The 22,271-nt window shown below is 71.4% G+C and carries 15 protein-coding genes and 1 tRNA gene; 11 read left to right on the top strand and 5 right to left on the bottom strand.

Translation table 11 applies throughout. The features are described 5' to 3' along the window. The first annotated feature begins 160 nt into the window (after positions 1-160). From ACZ597_RS31810 to cutA, 5 genes are all read left to right on the top strand, one after another. A complete protein-coding gene (locus ACZ597_RS31810) occupies positions 161-2,524 on the top strand; it encodes a ricin-type beta-trefoil lectin domain protein (RefSeq protein WP_471337810.1) in 2,364 nt (787 codons plus the stop codon). 16 nt (positions 2,525-2,540) lie between these two features. After that, positions 2,541-3,023, top strand: a complete 483-nt coding sequence (locus tag ACZ597_RS31805) for an SMI1/KNR4 family protein (protein ID WP_471337782.1) — start codon at positions 2,541-2,543, stop codon at positions 3,021-3,023. Positions 3,024-3,298: 275 nt separating this feature from the next. Further along, positions 3,299-6,265, top strand: coding sequence for a phage tail tape measure protein (locus ACZ597_RS31800; protein WP_471337779.1), 2,967 nt, complete (start codon positions 3,299-3,301; stop codon positions 6,263-6,265). A gap of 53 nt (positions 6,266-6,318) precedes the next feature. Continuing rightward, on the top strand, positions 6,319-7,653 hold the full coding sequence (locus tag ACZ597_RS31795; RefSeq protein ID WP_471337774.1) for a hypothetical protein: 1,335 nt from the start codon (positions 6,319-6,321) through the stop codon (positions 7,651-7,653). Next, the gene (gene cutA, locus ACZ597_RS31790) at positions 7,635-7,961 is read left to right on the top strand and encodes a divalent-cation tolerance protein CutA (RefSeq protein ID WP_471337769.1); all 327 of its coding nucleotides are present in this window, start codon (positions 7,635-7,637) and stop codon (positions 7,959-7,961) included. The genes ACZ597_RS31795 and cutA overlap by 19 nt, the downstream gene beginning before the upstream one ends. A 482-nt stretch (positions 7,962-8,443) precedes the next feature. On the opposite strand, the gene ACZ597_RS31785 is transcribed toward cutA, so the two are convergent. Beyond that, positions 8,444-8,520: transfer RNA gene (locus ACZ597_RS31785), tRNA-Trp, on the bottom strand. Positions 8,521-8,650: 130 nt separating this feature from the next. Here ACZ597_RS31785 and ACZ597_RS31780 point away from each other — a divergent pair. Together ACZ597_RS31780 and ACZ597_RS31775 are read left to right on the top strand one after the other, a co-directional pair. Next, complete coding sequence (locus ACZ597_RS31780) at positions 8,651-9,109, top strand: DUF4352 domain-containing protein (protein ID WP_471337764.1); 459 nt, start codon at positions 8,651-8,653, stop codon at positions 9,107-9,109. A 114-nt stretch (positions 9,110-9,223) separates the two neighbouring features. After that, entirely contained in the window at positions 9,224-10,879 is a 1,656-nt protein-coding gene (locus ACZ597_RS31775) for a GMC oxidoreductase (RefSeq protein WP_471337759.1), read from the top strand. 84 nt (positions 10,880-10,963) lie between these two features. Here ACZ597_RS31775 and ACZ597_RS31770 read toward each other — a convergent pair whose 3' ends face one another. Together ACZ597_RS31770 and ACZ597_RS31765 are read right to left on the bottom strand one after the other, a co-directional pair. Then, positions 10,964-11,443 carry a carboxymuconolactone decarboxylase family protein gene (locus tag ACZ597_RS31770; RefSeq protein WP_471337752.1) on the bottom strand — a complete coding sequence of 160 codons (480 nt, stop codon included), beginning with the start codon at positions 11,441-11,443 and terminating at the stop codon, positions 10,964-10,966. After that, complete coding sequence (locus ACZ597_RS31765) at positions 11,440-12,522, bottom strand: NAD(P)H-dependent amine dehydrogenase family protein (protein WP_471337746.1); 1,083 nt, start codon at positions 12,520-12,522, stop codon at positions 11,440-11,442. The genes ACZ597_RS31770 and ACZ597_RS31765 overlap by 4 nt, the downstream gene beginning before the upstream one ends. A 234-nt stretch (positions 12,523-12,756) precedes the next feature. Here ACZ597_RS31765 and ACZ597_RS31760 point away from each other — a divergent pair, with 234 nt between their 5' ends. Together ACZ597_RS31760 and ACZ597_RS31755 are read left to right on the top strand one after the other, a co-directional pair. Continuing rightward, positions 12,757-14,091, top strand: a complete 1,335-nt coding sequence (locus tag ACZ597_RS31760; RefSeq protein ID WP_471337805.1) for a glycoside hydrolase family 18 protein — start codon at positions 12,757-12,759, stop codon at positions 14,089-14,091. 67 nt (positions 14,092-14,158) lie between these two features. Next, the gene (locus tag ACZ597_RS31755; protein ID WP_471337741.1) at positions 14,159-15,418 is read left to right on the top strand and encodes a serpin family protein; all 1,260 of its coding nucleotides are present in this window, start codon (positions 14,159-14,161) and stop codon (positions 15,416-15,418) included. Here the strand turns inward: ACZ597_RS31755 and ACZ597_RS31750 are convergent. Together ACZ597_RS31750 and ACZ597_RS31745 are read right to left on the bottom strand one after the other, a co-directional pair. Further along, positions 15,321-16,358, bottom strand: a complete 1,038-nt coding sequence (locus ACZ597_RS31750; protein ID WP_471337735.1) for a PfkB family carbohydrate kinase — start codon at positions 16,356-16,358, stop codon at positions 15,321-15,323. The two genes, ACZ597_RS31755 and ACZ597_RS31750, sit on opposite strands and share 98 nt — an antisense overlap. Beyond that, on the bottom strand, positions 16,355-16,990 hold the full coding sequence (locus ACZ597_RS31745) for a bifunctional 4-hydroxy-2-oxoglutarate aldolase/2-dehydro-3-deoxy-phosphogluconate aldolase (RefSeq protein WP_471337729.1): 636 nt from the start codon (positions 16,988-16,990) through the stop codon (positions 16,355-16,357). Before ACZ597_RS31745 ends, ACZ597_RS31750 begins: the two co-directional genes overlap by 4 nt. Positions 16,991-17,195: 205 nt before the next feature. On the opposite strand from ACZ597_RS31745, the gene ACZ597_RS31740 reads away from it, so the two are divergent. Both ACZ597_RS31740 and ACZ597_RS31735 read left to right on the top strand, forming a co-directional pair. Further along, on the top strand, positions 17,196-20,444 hold the full coding sequence (locus tag ACZ597_RS31740; protein ID WP_471337725.1) for a DEAD/DEAH box helicase: 3,249 nt from the start codon (positions 17,196-17,198) through the stop codon (positions 20,442-20,444). 77 nt (positions 20,445-20,521) lie between these two features. Further along, the gene (locus ACZ597_RS31735) at positions 20,522-22,201 is read left to right on the top strand and encodes a sigma-70 family RNA polymerase sigma factor (protein WP_471337719.1); all 1,680 of its coding nucleotides are present in this window, start codon (positions 20,522-20,524) and stop codon (positions 22,199-22,201) included. Positions 22,202-22,271 lie beyond the last annotated feature (70 nt).

Raw genomic sequence — 22,271 nt, 5'->3', positions numbered from 1 at the left:
CGGCGCCGCCATTCCGCACTCGGCCACATCAGCCCGATCGAGTTCGAACAACGCTCGATCAACTCAGGTAGCCTGAACTTGGTCGCATAATTCGCGGATGTCTACATAACGGGGCGAAGCCCGCACCTACGACACCTCCGGCAACACCACAAGCCGTCGCATCGACGGCGACACCCAGACCCTGAACTGGGACCGTCGGGGCAAGCTCACCTCCGCCACCAGCCCGGGTATCGGAGCCGTTTCCGTCATCGGGGCCTCCGGCAAGTGCATCGACGTTGAAAGCGGCGGAACCGCCGACGGCACTCCGGTTCAGATCTACCCCTGCAACGAAACCAAGGCGCAACAGTGGCGCCTGACCGGCAACACGGTCCGCGCCCTGGACAAGTGCCTCACCACCAGCGGCAGCAAGCTGGTCCTGGCCACCTGTGACGGCAGCGACAAGCAGAAGTTCGTCTACCGCGCCGGCGACAAGTCGCTCAACAACCCGGCCACCAACCAGTGCGTCGACGTCCCCAACAACGCCGCCGACGGCGGCGACCTCCAGCTGTGGTCCTGCAACGCCACCGGTCCCCAGCAGTTCACTTTCGACAACACCACCACCTACATCTACGACGCCTCGGGCAGCCGCCTCATCGAGGAAACCGGCAGCAGCCGCACCCTCTACCTCGGCGAAGCCGAGGTCACCGTCAACAAGGCCGGCCAGCCCCTCGACGCCGTCCGCTACTACAGCGGCGCCGACGCCACCACAGTCCGCCGCACCAGCGGCAAGGCCGACAACCACCAACTCAGCGTCCAGCTCGCCGACCATCACGGCACCGCAACCACCACCGTCGACCTCGCGGCAGGCCAGAACCTGACCCGTCGCAAGTCCGACCCCTACGGCAACCCCCGCGGCACCCAGCCCGGAAACTGGCCCGGCAACCGAGGCTTCCTCGGCACCGGAATCGACGACACCAACACGGGCCTCACCCACATCGGCGCCCGCGAATACGAACCGACCACCGGCCGCTTCATCTCCGTCGACCCCATCATCGACATCACCAACCCGCTCCAGATGAACGGGTACACCTACGCCAACGGCAACCCCATCGGCGGATCAGACCCCTCCGGCCTTTTCTGCGACGGCTGCAGCGTCAACAACCCCGACAGCGTCTGGAACCCCGATCACCTCGGCCAGACCCGCGACTGGGACTTCACAGACCCAACGTGGGACTACGGAAGCAAGGGCGCCAAGCCCAGGAACAAGAGCAACAACAAATATTTCTACACCGGCAGCCGCGGCGACGGACCCAAGTCAGTCACAGACACCAACGGCACCGTCAAGATTTTCTTCATAAATCGATATATTCCGACGCAAGACGAACTAGTCGCCCACAATGCCGCCTTCTTCAGGCCTAAGCATAGCTACGAAGAGAACGTTCGCCTTTGGGCCAACGACCTCTGCGGCTCCGCCTACGATTCGGACGGCCCAAACAGAGATTTCTGCGACGGCGCCAACGCAGTCGGGCTCATAAACCCCAGCGGCGACTGGATGGAACTTCTGGGCATCCGCAACGCCTACGAATGCAGCAAGGATTTTGGCTGGAATAAAAACTGTGGAATGGCCGTAGTCGACATCGTCATCACCGTTGCAGGCAGCGTCGCCGGCAGAATGGCCAAGGGGGCCAAAGCAGCCAAGGGGGCCAGCGAAGCCTCGTCAGCGGGCGACTTCGTCATCCAATGCTTCAGGCAAGACAGCTTCACGGCAGGAACCCGTGTATTGATGGCCGACGGCACATCAAAGAGGATCGAAGAAGTCGCGAACGGAGATGAAGTCCTAGCTACCGATCCCGAAACGGGAGAAACCGCACCAAAGACCGTTACGGCTGCAATTCTCACGACGGACGACAAGGAATACGTGGAGCTGACGATCGCTGGCCAAACATCTGGCCAGCCCCTCACCACCACTGACCACCATCCGTTCTGGTCCACCTCGACGGCTTCATGGATCGAAGCAGGCAACCTGGAACCGGGCATGGGACTGCGCGGCAATGACGGCGGCACCATCACTATCACGAGCACCCGCCTCTACAGAGCCGAGAAGGAGACCTTCAACCTAACCATCTCCGACCTGCACACGTACTATGTTTTGGCAGACAAGAGCCCGGTACTCGTCCACAACTGCGGAGGCTCGGTACGCGGCCACACCTCTGCATGCACCTGCGCTACCGGTGGGACACCAGTTGGACCCATCAACGCGCATCTCGCCGGCAAAACCCACCCCGTAAGCGGAGTTCCGTTCGACAAACAAGGTTTCCCGGATTTCGGCAATTACAGGGATCCGAACACTCCAGATGTCGTGATCACCCTGACCGGCGACAGAAAGAAGGATTTCGCAGCCGCAGACAAGGCGGCTGGCATCACGTCAGGATATCGCAGGGGGAGATGGACCTGGAATCATCATCAGAATTGCGGAGTGATGCAGCTAGTTGACATGTCCGTCCATGCCAAGACCGGCCATACCGGCGGTTTCGCCATATGCTAGAGAGGCGCTTGAGATCATGATCTTCGACCGAACCTACGAGTCCGAGTATGTTGGCCCGCCGGTAAATGCGGAGATGGTTCAGCAGGCCGAGGAGACACTTCAAGTCCGACTGCCGAAAAGCTACATCGATCTGGTCAGGTCGCAGAACGGCGGCCTCCTGAAAAATCGTTGTTTCCCCACAGAATTCCCCACCTCATGGGCACCCGATCACGTATGTATCGACGTAATCTGGGGAATCGGGGGTACATGGGGGGTCGATGTTGTGTCGTCGAACATGATCACAGAGTGGGGCTACCCAAACATCGGCATCGTCCTCGGCATGACTCCATCTGCCGGACATGACACCGTCATGCTCGATTATTCTGCGAGCGGACCTCTGGGCGAGCCTTCCGTGTCGTACATCGACGAAGACAGAGTTCCGAGGCGTCTCGCAAATTCGTTCGCGGAATTTCTGCACGGGCTTGTCTCGTGTAGAACCTACGGAGATGACGAGGACTGATTCCCGTCTAGCGGCGATCACGGCCGTTGGCAGCACTCATCGGCTCTCACAGAACTGACAAGTGCTGCCAACGGTCGTTCGTCGATGCTGTCGACGTGTAGACCAACCAGGCCCACGTTCCTGCCCGGAGTGGGATGACTTTCCGGTCCCTCGGGACCGCGACGGCCAACACACTACGGTGGACTTAGTGCGTGCAGGCTGTCATCGGCCCGCACGGGCCACTTGAGGGCGGTGGGGCGCATGCGATAGGCGCGGGGAGTAAGGGCACCGGTCAGGTGTCGAGCTACACGCTCAGCGTGCAGATGCGCGCTGACGCCGCGAATCTGCTCTCCGGCATCCGAGGTGTCTCCGGCGCCCTGCGTGCCCTCGGCCGTGATGTCGACGCAGTCCACCGCACCCTTGGCCGCGCTGGCTCTGGTGCTTCGGGGCTGCGCGGCATCGCCACCGATTCGGACGCTGCCCGCCGGGGCCTGCGGCAGGTCGGTGCGGACGGTGACGCCTCGATGCGGCAGCTGCGGCGGGGGCTGCTCGGCGCCCGGCAGGAGGCCCATCACCTTCGGAACCTCGTTGTCGGCGGCGGCATTGTCTCCGGGCTCGCGGAGATAGCCAGGGAAGGCAACGAGTACCAGCGCGCTATCCAGAAGTGGGGTGCGGTCACCGGGGCTTCCGGCCAGGAGATGGTGATGGCCGCGGCCAAGGCCCGCGAGCTTGGCTCCGATCTCACGATCCCCGGCACGTCGGCCTCGAAGGCTGCGGACGCGATGCTGGAGCTGGCTAAAGCCGGCCAGACGGCCACCTCGTCCATCGCGAACGGCCGCGCCGCCATGCAATTGGCAGCGGCCGACAACCTGTCCGCCGCAGACGCCGCAAAGTACCTCGGCGACATCATGGACCAGTTCGGGCTCAGCTCGAACTTTGCGGGCCGCGCCGCCGATGTCCTCGCGTCCGGTGCGAACGCGGCGTCCGGTGGTCTGAAGGACATCTACTACGCGATGTCCTACACCGGGCCGGTCGCCGCCCAGCTCGGCGTGTCCATCGAGGACACCGCGACGGCCGTCGCGATGCTGGCACGCTCCGGCATCCTCGGCTCCAAGGCAGGAACGTCCCTGCGGGGCATCTTCACCAACCTTGCCGCCCCGACGAAGCGGATGAAGGAGGGCCTGGCCGAGCTGGGCATCGAAGCCTGGGACGCGCAGGGCAACTTCAAGGGGCTTCGCGAGGTCGTCGAAGAGTTCGAGAAAGCAGGGCACCGGCTCAGCAAGAAGGACTTCGCCGCGGCGATGTCGAAGGTCGTCGGCAAGCCGGCCCTTCAGGGCGCGCTGGCGCTGGCGCACCAGGGCACCGAGGCGTTCGACCAGATGCGGACCGCGATCGGCCGCACCGGTGCCGCCGGTGAGATCGCCGCGTCCCAGACCAAGGGGCTCGCCGGTGCAGTCACGCAGCTGAAGAGCCAGTGGAAGACCATGGGCCAGGTCCTGTATACGTCCGCCGCACCGGGCCTGGAGAAGGTCACCCGGCTGCTCACGGCCGGGCTCGGCGCGGCAACGCCCAGGCTGGCCGGCGGGCTGGACTACCTGCACGACCTGTACACGCTGGCGAAGCCGTCGGCGTCGGCGGCCATCGCGGAGGGCCTCGACGCGATCCGGGACGCGGCCGGAGGTCTGGGAGGTCCGCTGAAGGACCTCGCCTTCGATGGGCTCGCGTCCGCGATCAACGTGGTCATCAACGCCGGCCGCGCGGGGCTGGACATCCTCGAGAACCTGGGCGAAGGCCTGTCGCCCATCGCCGACGCGCTGGCCGAGGTCACCGGTGAAGCCGGGGCCGGGGCGACCGCCCTGGGTATCGTCACCACCGCCCTGAACCTGGCCAGCGCCGGGGCGTCCGGGCTCTCCGAGGTGCTGGGCCCGATCGGGCAGGGCGTGGCCTGGCTGGTGCAGGCCTTCGGTTCCCTACCGGGCCCGGTACAGACCGCGATCGTCGCCATGCTGATGGCCAACCGGGTCGCCCCCGTCATGAGCCGCCTGGCCGGCACTGTGTCCGGGCCGGTCGTCGGCGCCTACCGGTCGTGGGGCGACCAGATGCGTGTGCAGGCGGCGCTCGCCGAGCGGCAGGGCCAGTCCGTCAGCCGCATCGGGCAGCACCTGGCCGTCCTCCAGACCCGTGTGCCGGTCCTCGGGCAGATGAGCGCGGCGTTCCGTGCGGCCGAGGGCCCGGCTCAGGGCCTCGCGCGGTCGATCGGTGTCGGGCTCGGCGGTGCGGCCCGCGGGCTGATGGGCGCCCTGGGCGGGCCGTGGGGTGTGGCTATCGCGGCGTCCGGCGTCGGTCTGTCGATGCTCGCCTCCCACCAGCAGAAGGCCGCGCAGGCGGCAGCCGAGCACAGGTCACGGATCAGTAGCCTGGCCCAGGCGCTGCGCGAGTCCAACGGAGCGATCGACAGCAACGTGCGCTCTGTTGCCGCGCAGGCGGTGATGGAGGCCAAGGCCTTGGACGGCAAGGCGCGGCTCGTCGACGTCATGGAGAAGGCCGGTGTCTCGGCCCGGCAGCTCACGGACGCCTACCTCGGGCAGGACGGTGGGCTGGACGCCCTTCAGAACCGTCTGCGCGAGACCGCTGCGGCGAACCGTGAGTTCGTCACGCAGGGTCGTGTCGGGAAGTGGCAGTTCACCGAGCTGGGCCAGACCTACGACCAGGCGGCGCGGGCGCTGGGGTCGGTCAAGGGCGAGATGTCGCAGGGAGTGAAGGACGCCAAGAACCTCGCGAACGCACAGGCGGCCGGGGCGAAGTCGGCAGCCGACTCGGTGGGCCCGTTCGGGAAGTTCCCGGACGCGATGCGGCGGCTCTCGGACACCATCGCGGACGCGGACTCGCGTGCCCGGGCCCTGCACGATGCGCTGAACATCCTCGCCGGCGGTTCGGTGAACCTGTCCGCGGCCGAGGCCCGGCTGAACCGCTCCGTGTCGGATGCCAGCGAAGCCCTGAAGGGCGGCGTGGACCACGCGCAGGGCTACGGCAAGGTGCTGCTGAACATGGACGGGTCGCTGTCCACCGTCACCCGCAACGGCCAGAAGCTGTACGACCTCCTCCAGGGCTTGTCCACGAACAGTGCGGATGCCGCGCTCGCCGCCTACCAGTTCGCTCAGGCCAACGGGAAAAAGTCGGTGCCGGAGGCCCTTCAGGCCGCGCAGAAGCAGATGGCGACCGCGCGGGAGTCGGCGATCGCCACGGCGCAGGGTTCGGGCTGACCGCCGAGCAGGCCGCGAACCTGGCCGACAAGGCGGGCCTGGTCCCCGAGAAGGTGAGCATCCTCCTTCAGACGGCGGGCATGGACGCGTCGGTCGCCGAGCTGCTGGCAGTCCAGCAGGCGCTGAAGGCCACGCCGGACAAGAAGAGCGTCACCATCTCCACCCTGTCGAACGAGGCGCGGGCTGAGCTGGAGAAGCTCGGCTTCAAGATCACCGACCTGAAGGACCGGACGGTGCAGGTCAGCGCGCCCACAGACGTAGCGCGCATGGATCTGGACGCGTTGATCGCGAAGATCAGTCAGACCCCCGGGGCGAAGCACGTGGCGGTCTCGGCGGAGGTTGCCGCGACCATCGCGAGCCTGGAGTCGGTCAGGTCGGCGATCTCGGGTGTTCCGGGTGGCAAGTCCGTCACGGTGAGCGCGCCGACCGAGGCGGCTCGGCAGGAGCTGCTGAACCTCGGCTTCACCATCGAGGCGGTGCCCGGCAGCAAGAACGTGTCGGTGACGGTGCCCACGGATGCCGCGCTCAGCGGCACCGCCACGATCCAGGGCGCCATCAACTCGATCTACGGGCGGACGGTGACGATCACCACCGTCCACAACGACATCTGGCGGACCTCCACCGAGCGCGGACCGGGCCCGTGGGCGGACGGTCCTGTGTTCCACGCGGACGGTGCGATCGTCACGTACGCCTCGGGCGGCATTCGGGAGAACCACGTCGCGCAGATCGCGAAGGGCGGCGAGTGGCGGGTGTGGGCGGAGGACGAGACGCAGGGAGAGGCGTACATCCCGTTCGCGTCGAGCAAGTGTGCCCGGTCGAAGGCGATTCTCGACCAGGTGGCACGGCGCTTCGGGGGTGAGGTCAGCTACAACGCGTCCGGCGGGCTTTCCGACTGGTCGTACCAGCCGCTGGGCGGGTCCGTGTTCTCCATCAGCGACGTCGTGTCGAAGTCGCAGAAGAAGAAGGGCGACAAGGAGGTCTTCGACCTCGGCGCCTTCGAGTCGAACCTGCGGAAGTCCGTGTCCACGGCGCAGGCCTGGCGCTCCAACCTGACCACCGTGGCACAGCGGGCCGGCACCGAGGTGGCCAAGGCTTTGGAGGACATGGGGGATGACGGCGTTGAGCTGACGAAGAAGATGGCCACCGGGTCCGCCCGCTACGTGCAGGACATGGCGGACCAGCTGACGAAGCTGTCGGCGGCGGCCCGCGCGAGCCTGGCCGACTACACGGCGCAGCTCCAGAACGCGGTCAAGGACAACACGGCAGGATCCCGGGGCGCCGGCGGCGGCCGGGCCCCTCCGGTCTGTGCCGGCCGCCGCGCTCCGGGCCGGCTCGGTAGGGTCGGGGTGGACCGACCAGGAGGGGCCGAATGGCGACCGAGATCGTGATCGCGCAGACATCCATTGACGACGAGAGCAGGGCGCAGGCCCTGGTTCGAGGGGCCGTTGGGGCAAGGTTGGCGGCCTGCTGCCACATCGACGGGCCGTTCAGCGCCACGTACTGGTGGCAGGGGAAGATCGAGACGGCGCAGGAGTGGCGGCTCTCGTACAAGACCACAGTGGACCGGCTTCCCGAGCTGGAGGCGTGGGTGGCGCAGGAACACCCCTATGAGGTCCCCGAGTGGGTCACCGTGCCGGTCACGGGCGGCTCGAAGGCGTATCTGAAGTGGGTGGCCGAGGAGACCACCCCGCGCTAGTACGACCACTTCGGGGTCCCTTGCCGCCGCGGAGGCCGGGCGGTGCCCACGGCCGATGCCGAGGAGCCCCGAAATCAAGTTGAGGCCGAGGCGAAGAAGCAGGTGCGCCATCCGGGGCGGCCCGCCGAGTAGCCGCGCGTACGACGGAGCTCCCCGTCCTGGCTTCAGTTCCAGTGGTCGTTGCAACACCCCAGATGAAGGGGCCGAGCACGACTGCAACCGCCTGTACGCAGAGTGCGTGTGGCACCCGGCCCAGCAGTGCGTGACCCTGGCCGCCTACCACTCCGAGCCCACGGGGCAGTCACGGGGCCGACATCGACGATCAGGGACAACCGACGAAATCCGAGGTCAGCCGTTGAGAGAGGGCGCCTCCTGAACGACCTGCGATCCGGCCTGTCCCCATTCTGTCCCCACCAGAAGACAAAACAGACTCCCGGAGAGGTCTCCCGGAGTCCGTTCCATAAGAAGTGCCTGGTCAGACTTGGCAGGGGTAGCAGGATTCGAACCTACGACATCTGGTTTTGGAGACCAGCGCTCTGACCAGCTGAGCTATACCCCTTCGGTGGGAGACACCCTGCCATGAAGCGGGCCCGAGATCCAATCCATTTCCCGTGCCGCCGGTGGCGGGAGGGGGGCCGGCGGAGGATCGTGGGCGGGGAGGGGGCGGAACGCGAGGCCGAGGAGGAGTCGTGCGGCACCGTCCCGGGCGCCTGCTGGGGCCCCTCCTCGTGTTGCTGCTCGTCGGCGCCGGGCCCGACGGGTCCGGGGAGACCGTGTCCCTCGACGGGGACCGGCCCGGGGAGCGGCTCGACGTGACGCTGACCCGGGTCGTCGACCCCGCGGGCCGTGCGGACGCCGACCGGCTGGTGGCGGTGGAGCTGCGGCTGGAGAACACCGGGACGGTGCCGTACGAGGACTCCCCCGCGCCGGCCGCGCACCTGCTCGACACCGAGGGGCAGCGGTTCACGGGGACGGGCACCGCGACCGGTGCCGGGCCGAGCCTGCCGGACACCGTCACCCTGGTCCCCGGGGAGTCGGCGTCGGGGTTCGTCACCTTCCGGATTCCGGAGGGCGCCGGTCTGGCGGCCGTGCAGTTCGCGCTCGACACGGGGCTGGGCGACGACGTCGGGCACTGGAGCCTGTCCTGAGCCGCCGAGTCAATGGGGCGGAATCAGCCGGAAGTTGCTGTGACACGTGTAGTGACTTAGCAGGCGTTCACCAGTAGAACTTGTTCCCACTCCGTCGAGAGTGAGGAACGTCACATGAGTGACAAAAGCCTGCACAGCAAGGTATCCAGGGGTGTCTCCCGCCGTGGATTCATAGCTGGAACCAGTTCTATTCTCGGAGCCATGGCGCTGACGGTCAACGTCACCCCGGCCCATGCCGAACCGGCCACCACCACCGCCACCACCACCGGGCCCGTCGAATCCGGGGCCCGCGTCCCGGTCCTCGTGATCGGCACCGGCTACGGCGGCTCCGTCGCCGCGCTGCGGCTCGCCCAGGCCGGCGTCCCCGTGCACATGGCCGAGATGGGCATGGCCTGGGACACCCCCGGCAGCGACGGCAAGATCTTCGCCAACACCACCAAGCCCGACTACCGCTCGTACTGGCTGCGCACCAGGACCAAGGCGCCGCTCAGCAACTTCCTCGGCTTCCCCATCGACAAGGACGTCCCCCGCTACACGGGCATCCTCGATGCCGAGGAGATGGGCGGGATCATCGTCTACCAGGGCCGCGGCGTCGGCGGCGGCTCGCTCGTCAACGGCGGCATGGCCGTGACCCCGAAGCGGCAGAACTTCGCCGCGATCCTGCCCTCGGTGGACGCCGAGGAGATGTACCGGACCTACTACCCGCGGGCCAACGCCGGGCTCGGGGTGGGGCTGATCGACCCCGACTGGTTCGAGACGGTGGCCTGCTACCAGTTCGCCCGCGTCGGCCGCAAGCACGCCCAGCGCGCCGGGTTCCCCTTCGTCTTCGTCCCCGACGTCTACGACTGGGACTACATGAAGCAGGAGGTGGCCGGCACCGTCCCCAAGTCCGCGGTCGACGGGGAGATCCTGTACGGCAACAACGCGGGCAAGAAGTCCCTCCAGCAGACCTACCTGGCCGCCGCCCGGGCGACCGGCAAGGTCACCATCTCGCCCCTGCACCGGGTCACCACCGTCTCCCCCTCGGACGGTGGCGGCTACACGGTCGTGATGGAGCAGCTGGGCACCTCCGGTGACGTCCTCGCCACCAAGACCGTCACCGCCGACCGGGTGTTCTTCGCGGCCGGCAGCGTGGGGACGAGCAAGCTGCTGGTCCGGCTGAAGGCGACCGGTGCGCTGCCGAACCTGAACGACGAGGTGGGCAAGGGCTGGGGCGACAACGGCAACGTCATGTGCGGCCGCGCCAACCACATGTGGGACCCGACCGGGAAGGTGCAGGCCTCCATCCCCTGCGGCGGCATCGACAACTGGGACGCGGGCGGCGCCTTCGCCGAGGTGGCCCCGCTGCCGACGGGGATCGAGACGTACGCGTCCTTCTACCTCTCCATCACCAAGAACCCGAACCGGGCGCGGTTCTCGTGGAACGCGGCGGCCGGGAAGGTCGAGCTGGACTGGCAGACGGCGTGGAAGCAGCCGTCCATCGACATGGCGAAGACCATCTTCGACAAGATCAACGCCAAGGAGGGGACGATCTACCGCACCGACCTCTTCGGCACCAACAAGGTCTGGGGCGACCACCTCACGTACCACCCGCTGGGCGGCGCGGTGCTGGACAAGGCCACGGACAACTACGGCCGGCTGCACGGGCACCCGGGCCTTTACGTCATCGACGGAGCGCTGATCCCCGGCAACACCAGCGTCAACCCGTTCGTGACGATCACGGCCCTCGCCGAGCGGAACATCGAGAAGATCATCGCCACGGATCTGTGAGCAGGCCCCTGAGCGGGCCCGTTCCCGGGGCCGTCCGGACCCTCCGGGCGGCCCCGGGCCGTGGCTCGGCCGGGGCGTCACGGTTCAGCTGCCCGGCAGTACGCAGACGCTGTCGAGGCCCAGTACGTGGTTGAGCCGGCCGAAGGCCAGCCAGGAGCCGATGCTCATGCTGAGCTCCACGATCTCCAGCTGGCTGTAGTGCGCGGTCATCCGCGTCCAGAAGTCCTCGTCGAGGTTGTGGTGGTCCAGGGCGTAGCGCTCGGCGTACTCGGCGGCGAGCCGGGTGCGGTCGTCGAAGGCCGCGGTGGTGCGCCATTCGGTGACGGCGTCCGCGAACTCCTCCTCGACCTTCTCCCCGTCCCGGTCGGTGCGCCAGTCGAGGCAGAAGACGCACCCGTTGATCTGCGCGATGCGCAGCCGCGCCGCCTCGAACTCGCGCAGGCCCAGGGTGGTGTGGGCGTAGACGGAGAGGGAGAAGTTGGCGGCGGCCATGCCGATGCCGGGGACCATGTCCCCCCACACGTACTCGATCGGGTGCTGGCCGTCGGGGATGTCGATTCTCATGGCTGCTTCCTTCCGAGTTTGCCGACTGCGGGCCGCAGCGGGACGTCCAGGGCGTCGTAGAGGCCGGGTTCCGCGGCCACCAGCCAGTCGATGGCCCCCACCAGACGGCCGACGGCGGTGGCGTTCCCGCCGGCCGAACGGTTGTCGCCCTCGTCGGTGGCCTCGACGGTCACCTCGATGCGGGGGCGGCCCTCGATCACCACCCGGTGGGCTCCGGCGCCGCCGTCGGGCGGGACGGGCCAGTCGGGGGCGCAGGAGGCGTGGATGCGGGTGACGTGCTCGATGACGATGCGGGGTTCGCCGCCGACGATGCCCTGGACCTCGAAGCGGATGGCGCCCTGGGTGCCGGCCTCGAAGACGCCCATGGAGGGCGTGATGACCGTGGTGTCGAGGGCGCGGCGCTGCGAGGTCTCGCGTATCTCCTCGAGTTCGACGCCGAGGGCGCGGGCCATCAGCCGGATCTGGCCGCCCCACACCATGGTGGGGATCGAGGGCATGAGCATCATCGGCTCGTGGTCCATGGGGTGGCCCATGCCGACGAGGTGGCGTACGGAGTCCGGCTGGTCGTACGTGGAGTAGTCGAAGATCTCCTGGCAGCGGATGGCGTCGACGGTGGTGCCCAGGCCGCTGATCAGCAGCGGGAGCACGTCGTTGCCCCAGCCCGGGTCGACGCCGGAGGCGAAGAGCGAGCCGCCGCCCCCGGCGATCGCGGCCAGCACCGGGTCCCGGAACTCCGGCGGGGCGCTGCGGTGGTCGTAGAGCGGGTAGAGGGCGGGGCTGACGACCGCCGCGCCGGCGGTGATGGCGCGGGTGATGTCGGCGAGGGCGTCGTCGGGGCGGGCGTCGCCGGAGGCCGCGTAGACGACGGCGGCCGGGCGGGCGGCGAGTACCGCCCCGATGTCGTCGGTGGCCGCCACCCCCAGCCGGTGGCCGAGTCCGGCGAGTTCGCCGGCGTCGCGGCCGACCTTCGCGGGGTTGTGGACGATGACTGCCGTGAGTTCGAGCGCCGGGTGGGCGTCGACGGCGCGGATCGCCGCACGGCCGACGTTGCCGGTGCCCCAGACCACCGTGGGAATCATGCGCGGAGGGTAGCGGGGGGGCGTGGAGGTGCCCAGCGTCGTGAAGGAGGTTTTTCGGACGGGCCGTCGGCCGGTCTCCGGTCGCGGCGGACACCCCCTTGACCGGGATGGTCCAGACCAATACGTTCCCGGGTGGGACGGGCGCCGCCGGTGCAGGGCCGCGCCCGTCCCCGCACGGCTCAGGAGCACCACTCCCCGCATCCGCAAAGGAAGCCCATGCGTCCCACGCGCCCCATGCGCCGCAGCACCCTCGGCCGGCTGGCCGTCGCCGCCTGCTCCCTCTCCCTGCTGACCGCCTTCGCGCCCGCCGCGGCCGCCGGGAACGGGGACCGGGACCCGGCGGGCGGGCACGACCGCTCGTACCGGAAGGTCGGCTACTTCACCCAATGGGGCGTGTACGGGCGGGACTTCCAGGTCCAGGACCTGGAGGCGAACGGCACCGCCGGCAGACTCACCCACGTCAACTACGCCTTCGGCAACATCGGCGCCGACGGCAGGTGCTTCACGGGCAACGCGGCCGGCGAGGCGGACGCCTGGGCCGACTACGCCCGCCCGCTGGACGCGGCGAACTCCGTGGACGGCGTCGCCGACACCGCGGACCAGCCCCTGGCCGGGAACTTCAACCAGCTGAAGGAGCTCAAGGCCAGGCACCCCGGTCTCAAGGTGCTGATCTCGCTGGGCGGCTGGAGCTGGTCCACCCACTTCTCGGACGCGGCCCTCACCCCCGCCTCCCGCAAGGCCCTCGTCCGCTCCTGCATCGACCTCTACCTCAGGGGCGACCTGCCGCAGGACGGCGCCCGGGGCGGACCCGGCGCCGCCGCCGGTGTCTTCGACGGCATCGACCTGGACTGGGAGTGGCCCGGCTCGGAGGGCGACACCGACACGGAGTTCCGGCCGGAGGACAAGCGCAACTTCGCCGAACTGGTCCACGAGTTCCGCACCCAGCTCGACGCGTACGGGCGCGAGCGGAAGCGCCCGTACGAGCTGACGGCCTTCGTCCCGGCCGCCCCCGCCAAGATCGACGCGGGCTTCGACGTCCGCCGGATCATGCGCGACCTCGACTTCGTCACGCTCCAGGGCTACGACTTCCACGTGTCGGGGGAGGGGACCACCGCCCAGCAGTCCGCGCTGTACGCCCCGGGCGACTTCAGCGTGGACGGCACGGTGGACTCCTGGCTGCGGCGCGGGGCGCCCGCGCGCAAGCTGGTGGTCGGCATGCCGTTCTACGGGCAGGGCTGGACCGGGGTCACGGGCGGCGGGGACGGCATGGGACAGCCGGCCGCCGGCCCGGCGCCGGCGAAGTGGGCGGCCGGGTACGCGGACTACGAGGAGCTGAGGCAGCTGGCCGCCTCCGGCACCTTCCAGGTACACCGCGACCGGCGCGGCGGCCACGCCTGGCTGTTCGACGGCACCACCCTGTGGACGTACGACGACCCGCAGGTGCTGCGCACGAAGGCCCGGTACGTCCGCGAACAGGGCCTGGGCGGCGCCATGTTCTGGTCCCTGGACGCCGACACCGCCGACGGCGAGCTGACCACCGCCGTCGACCAGGGCCTGCGCGGCCGCTGAACCGGCGCCGCCGGGCCGAGGAAAATCCGTCCGGCCCGGCGGCGCCCCAGCACGTACGCTCCCCGGCATGAGGAACTCGACAGTACGGGCGGTCAACCGGCTCACGGCGCGCTGGGCCGCCGAAGCCTCCGGCGGGGACGGGGGTACGGTCTTCACCGCGGCCGGGGTCTGGCCGCTGCTGGCCCTGATGGCGGACGGAGCGGCGTACGAGGCCCGTTCGGAGCTGGAGGAGGCCCTCGGCATACCCGCCGAGGACGCGGCGGAGGCCGCGCGGGAACTGCTGGCCGGGCTGGGCGGCGTACGGGGCCTGGCAGCCGCGACGGGCCTGTGGACCAAGGCGGACCTGCCCCTGGAGGCCCCCTGGCTGGCCCGCCTCCCCGACGGCACCCGGGGCACGCTGACCGGCGACCCCGAGGCCGACGGCAAGACCCTGGACGCCTGGGCGGCCGAGCGGACGGACGGCCTCATCGAGCGCATGCCGGTCGCGCTGCCGCAGGGCCCGGACGCGGCCCGACTGGTGCTGGCCTCCGCGCTGACGCTGCGACTGAAGTGGATCAAGCCGTTCCAGGAGTGGCACGGCACGGTGTACGACGGTCAGTGGGCCGGCCGGGAACTGGTCATGCTGCACCGGAGCACGTCCCTGCCGGACCGGGTCCGGGTGGCGCACGGCCCCTGCGGCCCGGTCACGCTGGCGGAGGTGGTCGGGGACACCGGGGTGGACGTCCACCTCGTGCTGGGCGGGCCGGACGCCGTGCCCGGCGAGGTGCTGCGCACCGGGATCGAGGCCGTCACCCGGGCGCGCCCGTCGACGGGCGCGAGCCTCCTGCCCGTGGGCGAGCCCGGCCCGGGCCTGTCCATCACGGTGATCCCCTCGACTTCGCCGGAGCCCCGGCTCGCCATCGAGACGCCCGCCTTCGAGATACGGGCCGGGCACGATCTCCTGGAGCAGGCCGGGCTGTTCGGCCTGAGCGCCGCCTCGGACCGCGGCTCCGGCCACTTCCCCGGGGTCAGCCAGGACCCCCTGGCCATCGGCTCGGCGCGGCAGTCGGCGATGGCCCGCTTCCACGCGACGGGCTTCGAGGCGGCCGCCGTGACGGCGATCGGCCTCGCGGCCGGTTGCGCACCCCATTTCCCCTACCGCGTGCGCCACGTGGCGGTGGCCTTCCACCGCCCCTTCGGCTTCCTGGCGGTGCACCGCACCTCCCGCCTCGTCCTCGCCGCGGGCTGGGTCACGGACCCGCTCGCGTACCGGGCGCCGGACGAAGAGGAGCAGGCGGACCGGGAGGCCTGGGAGGAAGAGCAGTGGGCGGCGGAAGCCGGGCTGTGAGCGCGAGCGTCTCGGTGAAGGAGGGCACGCGGCCCGTGCCGCCGCGGCCCGCCACCGACAGGGACGCCGCCGCCAGGCCGTAGGCCACCGCCCGGGAGAGCGGGTCGCCCAGGGCGAGCCGGGCGGTGGCGGTGCCGGTGAAGCAGTCCCCGGCACCGGTCGCGTCGACGGGTGACGGGTCCACGGGGACGGGGTGGTGCACCGCCCGGGTCCCGTCGTCCAGCAGCAGGCGGTGCGCCCCGGCGGTGACGGCCACGGTCCGCGCCCCCAGCGCCCGGTAGCGGGCGGCCGCGGTCACCGGGTCGACGGTGTCCACCAGGGCGAGCGCGTCGGCCGGGCAGGAGGTCTTCAGCAGCCCGGTCAGCGGGGCGATCCCGGCGAGCAGGGACCTGGCCTCGGCGCGCCGGGTCAGCCGCGTACGGAAGTTGGGGTCGTACGTGACGTGCCCCCCTGCCGCGTGGACGGCGCGGGCGGCGGCCAGTACGGCCGCGCGGCTGCCCGGGGAGAGCGCGCCGGTGATCCCGCTGGTGATCAGCGCCCGGCAGCCGGACAGCAGCGGGAGCCAGTCCTCGACGTGGGCCGGGGAGAGGGTGGAGCCGGCGCTGCGGGTGCGCCAGTACACGAACTCCCGGTCCCCGTCTGGGTCCGCGGAGAGCAGGTAGGCCCCGTTGGGGCGGGGCGCGCGGTGGACGTGGGCGACGTCCACGCCCAGCTCGGCGGCGCGCCGCAGCAGCGGGACGCTCAGCTCGTCCTCGCCGACGACGGTCAGGAGCGCGGTGCGGGCCCCGGCCGCGGCCGCCGCGGCGGCCGCGTTGAGGGCGTCGCCGGAGTAGGAGATCCGGGCGGGGGTGCCGTCGGCGGCCGCGCGCAGGGCGGTGCCGGCGTGGATCTCGACCAGGACCTCGCCGAGGACGAGGACGTCGTAGCCGGGGGCGGTCACGGCCGGCACCCCGCCCCGCCGCAGCAGGGCCCGGCCAGCTCCGCGAAGACCGCGGCCAGCTCCCCCGGGTCGGCGGGCAGGCCGCTGCCGACGCCGACGGCGGTCGCGCCCGCGTCGAGCCACTCGCGGACCCCGCCCGGCCGGATCCCGCCCGTCGGGACGAGAACGGCGTCCGGGAGGACGGCCCTGAGGGAGCGGATGAAGTCCGGGCCGCCCACGTGGGCGGGGAACACCTTCGCGGCTCCCGCGCTCCGGACGGCGGCGGCGATCTCCCCGGGGGTGAACCCGCCTTCGAGGAAGGGCGTCCCGCGCCCTGCGGCGAACGCGCGGACCTCGGGGGCGGGGTAGGGGGAGACGAGGAACGCGGCCCCCGCGTCGAGGGCCGCCTCGGCCTGGGCGGCGGTGGTCACGGTACCCACCCCGATGACCGGGCTCCGCCCCCGCGCGTCGCGGATCCCGACGGCGCGGGCGACTGCCCGGGGCCAGCCGGGGGTGGAGGTGGTGAGCTCCACGGCGCGGCACCCGGCGCCGAGCAGCTGCCCGGCGGCCAGCACGGCGCGGTCGGGGTCGGCGCTGCGCAGCACCGGGAGCAGGCGCTGGGCGGCCAGCACCGCGTACGGATGGCAGGACACGGATCCCTCCCGGCTGTTCCACGGCGTGGAACGGTACGTCGCACAGCGCGACTTGATGGTCTAGACCATACACACGGGAGCGCCGCCCGGTCACCCCCCGCGCACGGGCCGGGCCCCGCTCCCCCGAACCTCGCAACCGCCTGACCCACCGTCACCATGCCCGTAAGGTGCCACGTATTGATCACGGATGACGGGAGTGGGCGTTATGGGGGGAGAACGGCGTCGCCGGAGCGGGGTGGTGGGGTACTGGCGGGCGGTGGAGCTGTTCAGTCCGCAGAAGGTGCCCGCCCTCTCCGCCCGGGAGCGGGTGCACCCGGTCGAGGCGGGGCGGCCCATGCCCTGGGACGCCGGGCACCCGGTGCGCGCCGTGCCGCTGGAGGGTGGGTACGGCTGGCAGCACGTCGTCTACGGCGGGGTGTTCGCCCTCGGCTCGGTACGCGACACCCTGCTCGACGTGTTCGGGGAGAGCGGCGAGGACCACGACGGCCGGATGGACGGCGAGAGCGCTCTGTTCGCCCTCACCGTGACCGACAAGGGGAGGCTGCTGCTGGACTCCGCCGTGTTCTCCTCCTGCGCCTGGGCCACCGGCCGCGCCGTCGTCCCCGGGCCCGGCACCCCGGGCTGGCTCGACGGGTTCGAGGAGGAGGCCGATGCCTGGGGCAGGCGGGCCGGGGCGCTCGGGGAACCCGCCGGGGCCGGCGAGGCCGACGGGGAATCCCCCCTCGGGCAGGGGGTCGTCTCCGCCGCGCACCTGCTGGAGTTCACCGGCGAACTGGCCCGGACCTGGGGGGTCTCCGTCGCCCTGGACCCCGCCACCGTGCGGGTGCGGAGCGTGCCCGTACGGCTGGACCAGGCCGACAGCGCCGACCAGCAGGACTTCCTCAACAGTTTCATCGCCGCCGACCTGGACCGGGTGGCCGCCGCGCTCGCCCGCGAGGAACCCGGTGCGGGGCTCGGCGCCTACCTCACCCCCGGCTCCGGCTTCGACCCGGGAAGCCGCGTCGACCTGCGGCTGCGGCCCGAAGCGGCGCTGGCCGGTGTCGCGCCGGAGCGGACCCCCGCCGGCCGCTGGCCTGCCGACGCCCGGCACCCGCTCGCGCTGAGCCAGCAGTTCGCCGTCAACGCCGTGCACACCGAACTCGCCCCCGGCGCGGGGATGTTCGCCGTCAACGGCCCGCCCGGCACCGGCAAGACCACCATGCTGCGCGACTGCTTCGCCGCCGCCGTCGTCGAGCGGGCCCGCCGCCTCGCCTCGCTACGGCTGCCCTCCGAAGCGTTCGCGCAGCAGGCCCCGTACGTGTGGAAGAGCGGCGACTACACCCGCACCGTCACCCCGCTGCGCCCCGAGTTCACCGGCTTCGAGATGGTCGTCGCCTCCGCGAACAACGGCGCCGTCGAGAACATCTCCACCGAGATACCCGCCCGCACCGCCCTCGGGGAGCGCTGGCGCGAGGACGCCGACTACTTCGGGGAGCAGGCCACCCGGCTCCTGAAGGGCGAGCCGGCCTGGGGCGCGGTCGCGGCCCGGCTCGGCAGCAAGAAGAACCGCCTGGAGTTCGTCAACCGCTTCTGGCACGGCAAGTACCGCCGGACCGACGCCGGCGCCCCTCCCCCGCCGCCCGTGCCGCAGCAGGGCCGCCACGGGGCGCGCAACCCCTGGATCGACAGCGGCAGCGGCCTCTCGCACCTCCTGCGGCAGTGGCGCGACACCCCGCAGACCGGCGTGTGGAGCCGGGCCGGGAAGCGGTTCGGGGCCGCGCTGGCCGAGGTCGAGCGGCTGCGCGGCGAACGCGCGGACGCGGCCGCGGCGTACGCGGGCCTGCCGGCGGCGTACGAGGCACTGCGCGACGCCCGGGACGCGGTCGGCCGGGACACCGCGGCGCTGGACCGGGCCCGGGAGGAGCTGCCGCCGGCCGAGGCCGCGCTGGCCGGCGTACAGCGGTCCCTGGAGCAGGCCGAGGACGCGCACCGGGCCCATCTGGCCCGCCGCCCGGGTTTCTCCGTCAGCCTCTTCACCCTGGGCCGGGCCGCCCGCGCCTGGCACGCGGACGAGGCCGCGTCGGCGGGGGCCGTCGCCGCCGCGCGAGAGGCGCGCGACGCGGAGCGGGCACGGCTGGACGGCGTACGGGCCACCGTGGGCGCCGCCTCCGCACGCCTGGACGCGGCGCGGGAGGCGGCGGAGGCGGCCCGGGAGGGGGCCGAGCGCATGGAGGCGGCCCTCGACGCGGCCCGGGCCCGGTGGGAGGGGTTCGTACCGGAGGAGGCCTGGCTGACGGACGACTCGCTGCGCGAGCGCTCCGCTCCCTGGTCGGACCCGGAGATCGCGCGGGCGCGCAGCGAGCTGTTCCTCGCCGCCCTCGACCTGCACCGGGCGTTCCTGCGCTGTACGGCGCGCACCATGTACGCGAACCTGATGGCCGGCATGGACGCGGTCGCCGGCGCGGTGCCGCGGACCGTTCCGGAGACGCACGTACGGGCCGCCTGGCAGAGCCTGTTCCTCGTGGTCCCGGTCGTGTCGACCACCTTCGCCTCGCTGGACCGGGTCTTCGGCCGGCTGGGGGCGGAGGCGCTGGGCTGGCTGTTCGTCGACGAGGCCGGGCAGGCCACCCCGCAGATGGCGGTGGGCGGCATGTGGCGGGCCCGGCGCACGGTCGTCGTCGGCGACCCGCTCCAGCTGGAGCCGGTGGTGGTGCTGCCGTGGACGGCGCAGAGGGCGCTGCGCGAGGACTTCGGCGTCGCGGAGGAGTGGGCGCCGGGCCGTACGTCGGTGCAGCAGCTGGCCGACCGCGCCAACCGCTACGGCACGATGCTGCCGGCGGAACTGCCCGACGGCGGGCACGAGGTGTGGGTCGGGTCGCCGCTGCGGGTGCACCGGCGGTGCGACGACCCGATGTTCTCGGTCAGCAACGCCGTCGCCTACGACGGCCTGATGGTGCAGGGCGTGGGCCCGGGGGCGCGCGAGCCGTACGTCTACCGGCCGGCCAGCAGCTGGGTGGACGTCGTCGGGGCGGAGGCCGACGGGCACTGGATCCCGGAGGAGGGCCGGGCCCTTCGGCGGGTGCTGGAGCGGCTGCGGGACGAGGGGGGCGTGGACCTGGCCCGGGACGTGTTCGTCATCAGCCCGTTCCGGCAGGTGGTGGCGGGCGCGAAGGGCGTCTGCCGGGACCTGCTGCCGGACGGGCGGGTGGGTACGGTCCACACCACGCAGGGCAAGGAGGCGGACGTGGTCGTCCTGGTACTCGGCACGGACCCGCGCCGCCCGGGCGCCCGCGCCTGGGCCGCCGCGCGCCCGAACCTCCTCAACGTCGCGGTGAGCCGGGCGAAGCGCCGCCTGTTCGTGATCGGCAACCGCGACGCCTGGCGCGACCAGCGCTTCTTCGGCACCCTGGCGGAGTCCCTGCCGTCGCACGCCTGGCACGCCCCGGGTGGCGGAGAAAAAGATTCTTCCGGATAACTGTTATCCGGGCTCCACTCGACGGTCTCCCAGTTATCGGGCAACATCGACCGCCGGTACGGACAGGGAAACTTCACATGAGTACACAGCACACGGCAGAGCTGGTGGCAGCGGCCCGCGCGGGCGATCCCCGCGCGCAGGACGAGCTGGTCAGCGCCCATCTGCCGCTGGTCTACAACGTGGTCGGGCGCGCTCTGCAGGGGTCCCACGACGTGGACGACGTGGTGCAGGACACCATGCTGCGGGCGCTCGACGGGCTGGGCACGCTGCGGTCCGACAAGAGCTTCCGGTCCTGGCTGGTGGCCATCGCGATGAACCGCGTACGGGCGCACTGGCAGGCCCGCAGCGGTGGCCCCGGGCAGAGCGGGCTGGAGGCGGCCCAGGACGTCGCCGATCCCGGCGCCGACTTCGCCGACCTCACGGTCGCACGGCTCCACCTGTCGGGGCAGCGCCGCGAGACGGCCCGGGCCACGCGCTGGCTGGAGCCGGACGACCGGGCGCTGCTGTCGCTGTGGTGGCTGGAGTGCGCGGGCGAGCTGACCCGGGCCGACGTGGCCTCGGCGCTGGAGCTGACCCCGCAGCACACGGCGGTGCGGGTGCAGCGGATGAAGGCGCAGCTGGAGTCCGCCCGGGTGGTGGAGCGGGCCCTGGAGACGCAGCCGCCCTGTGAGGGGCTGCGGGCGATGACGGGCACCTGGGACGGCCGGCCCTCCGCGCTGTGGCGCAAGCGCATAGCCCGGCACGCCCGCGAGTGCCTGCGCTGCTCGGGGCTGTGGAGCGGGCTGGTGCCCGCGGAGGGTCTGCTGGCCGGGCTGGCGCTGGTGCCGGTCACGGCGGCGCTGCTGGCGGGAGTGCGGTCCGCCGTGGCCGCCGGCCACGCCCCGGCGAACGTGGCGTTCGCCGAAGCGGCGACCCAGCTCTCGCCGGTGGTGTCGGGCCCCGGCCGCGCCGCCCGGCGCAAGGGCGGGGACGCCGCCGGCGGTGCCGAGGGCCCGGCGGGCCCCGACGGCCGCGCGGCGCAGCGCAAGCGCCGCCAGAACCGGCGCCGGGCGATCGGCGGCGCCGTGGTCGCCGCGTGCGTCGCGGGCGGCGGCCTGGTGTACCTCGGGCAGCTGCCCGGTGCGAAGAAGGCCGAGGCGGGCGGGGCCCCCGCCTCTCCGCTGGCCGCCCTGTCGGCGCCGGACCCGGCCGCGCCGCAGCCGTCCGGCTCCGCCTCGGCCTCGCCTTCCGCTTCGGCGTCGGGCTCGCCCTCCGCGTCGGCTTCCGCTTCGGCCTCCGCGTCGGCCTCGGCGGGCACCGCGAAGGCCTCGGCGGCTCCCGCGCCGACGAAGAGCACCGCGAAGCCCCCGGCTCCGCCCGCCCCGGGCCCGGCGCCGGCGGGCGTGGCGGGGCAGGTCATCGCCCTGGTCAACTCCGAGCGGGCGGCTGCCGGCTGCGGCCCGCTGAAGGAGGACGCGCAGCTGCGCAACGCCGCCCAGGGACACTCCGACGACATGGCGCGGCGGGAGTTCTTCGACCACACCAACCCCGACGGCGCCGACCCGGGGGCGCGGACCACGGCCGCCGGGTACCGGTGGTCGACGTACGGGGAGAACATCGCCAAGGGGCAGCAGACCGCGCAGTCCGTGATGGACTCCTGGATGAAGAGCCCGGGCCACCGTGCCAACATCCTCAACTGCTCCTTCAAGGACATCGGCGTGGGCATCCACAGCGGGTCCGGAGGCCCCTGGTGGACTCAGAACTTCGGCGCGCGCTGACCCGGTCTGCCCCGTGTGCTCCTCTTTGACTCAGAATCCGGGCAAGATAGGACCTGGAGCCGAAGGGGCA

The organism is Streptomyces sp. NPDC040718, from assembly GCF_055593565.1.
This window is presented reverse-complemented; position numbering and strand designations above follow the sequence as displayed.

Bases quoted from the DNA above. Each gene is read 5' to 3' on its own strand.
- ACZ597_RS31805 (WP_471337782.1), top strand. From the start codon at position 2,541: ATGATCTTCGACCGAACCTACGAGTCCGAGTATGTTGGCCCGCCGGTA.
- cutA (WP_471337769.1), top strand. From the start codon at position 7,635: ATGGCGACCGAGATCGTGATCGCGCAGACATCCATTGACGACGAGAGC.
- ACZ597_RS31755 (WP_471337741.1), top strand. From the start codon at position 14,159: ATGAGGAACTCGACAGTACGGGCGGTCAACCGGCTCACGGCGCGCTGG.
- ACZ597_RS31770 (WP_471337752.1), bottom strand. From the start codon at position 11,443: ATGAGAATCGACATCCCCGACGGCCAGCACCCGATCGAGTACGTGTGG.
- ACZ597_RS31740 (WP_471337725.1), top strand. From the start codon at position 17,196: ATGGGGGGAGAACGGCGTCGCCGGAGCGGGGTGGTGGGGTACTGGCGG.
- ACZ597_RS31765 (WP_471337746.1), bottom strand. From the start codon at position 12,522: ATGATTCCCACGGTGGTCTGGGGCACCGGCAACGTCGGCCGTGCGGCG.
- ACZ597_RS31760 (WP_471337805.1), top strand. From the start codon at position 12,757: ATGCGCCGCAGCACCCTCGGCCGGCTGGCCGTCGCCGCCTGCTCCCTC.
- ACZ597_RS31735 (WP_471337719.1), top strand. From the start codon at position 20,522: ATGAGTACACAGCACACGGCAGAGCTGGTGGCAGCGGCCCGCGCGGGC.
- ACZ597_RS31775 (WP_471337759.1), top strand. From the start codon at position 9,224: ATGAGTGACAAAAGCCTGCACAGCAAGGTATCCAGGGGTGTCTCCCGC.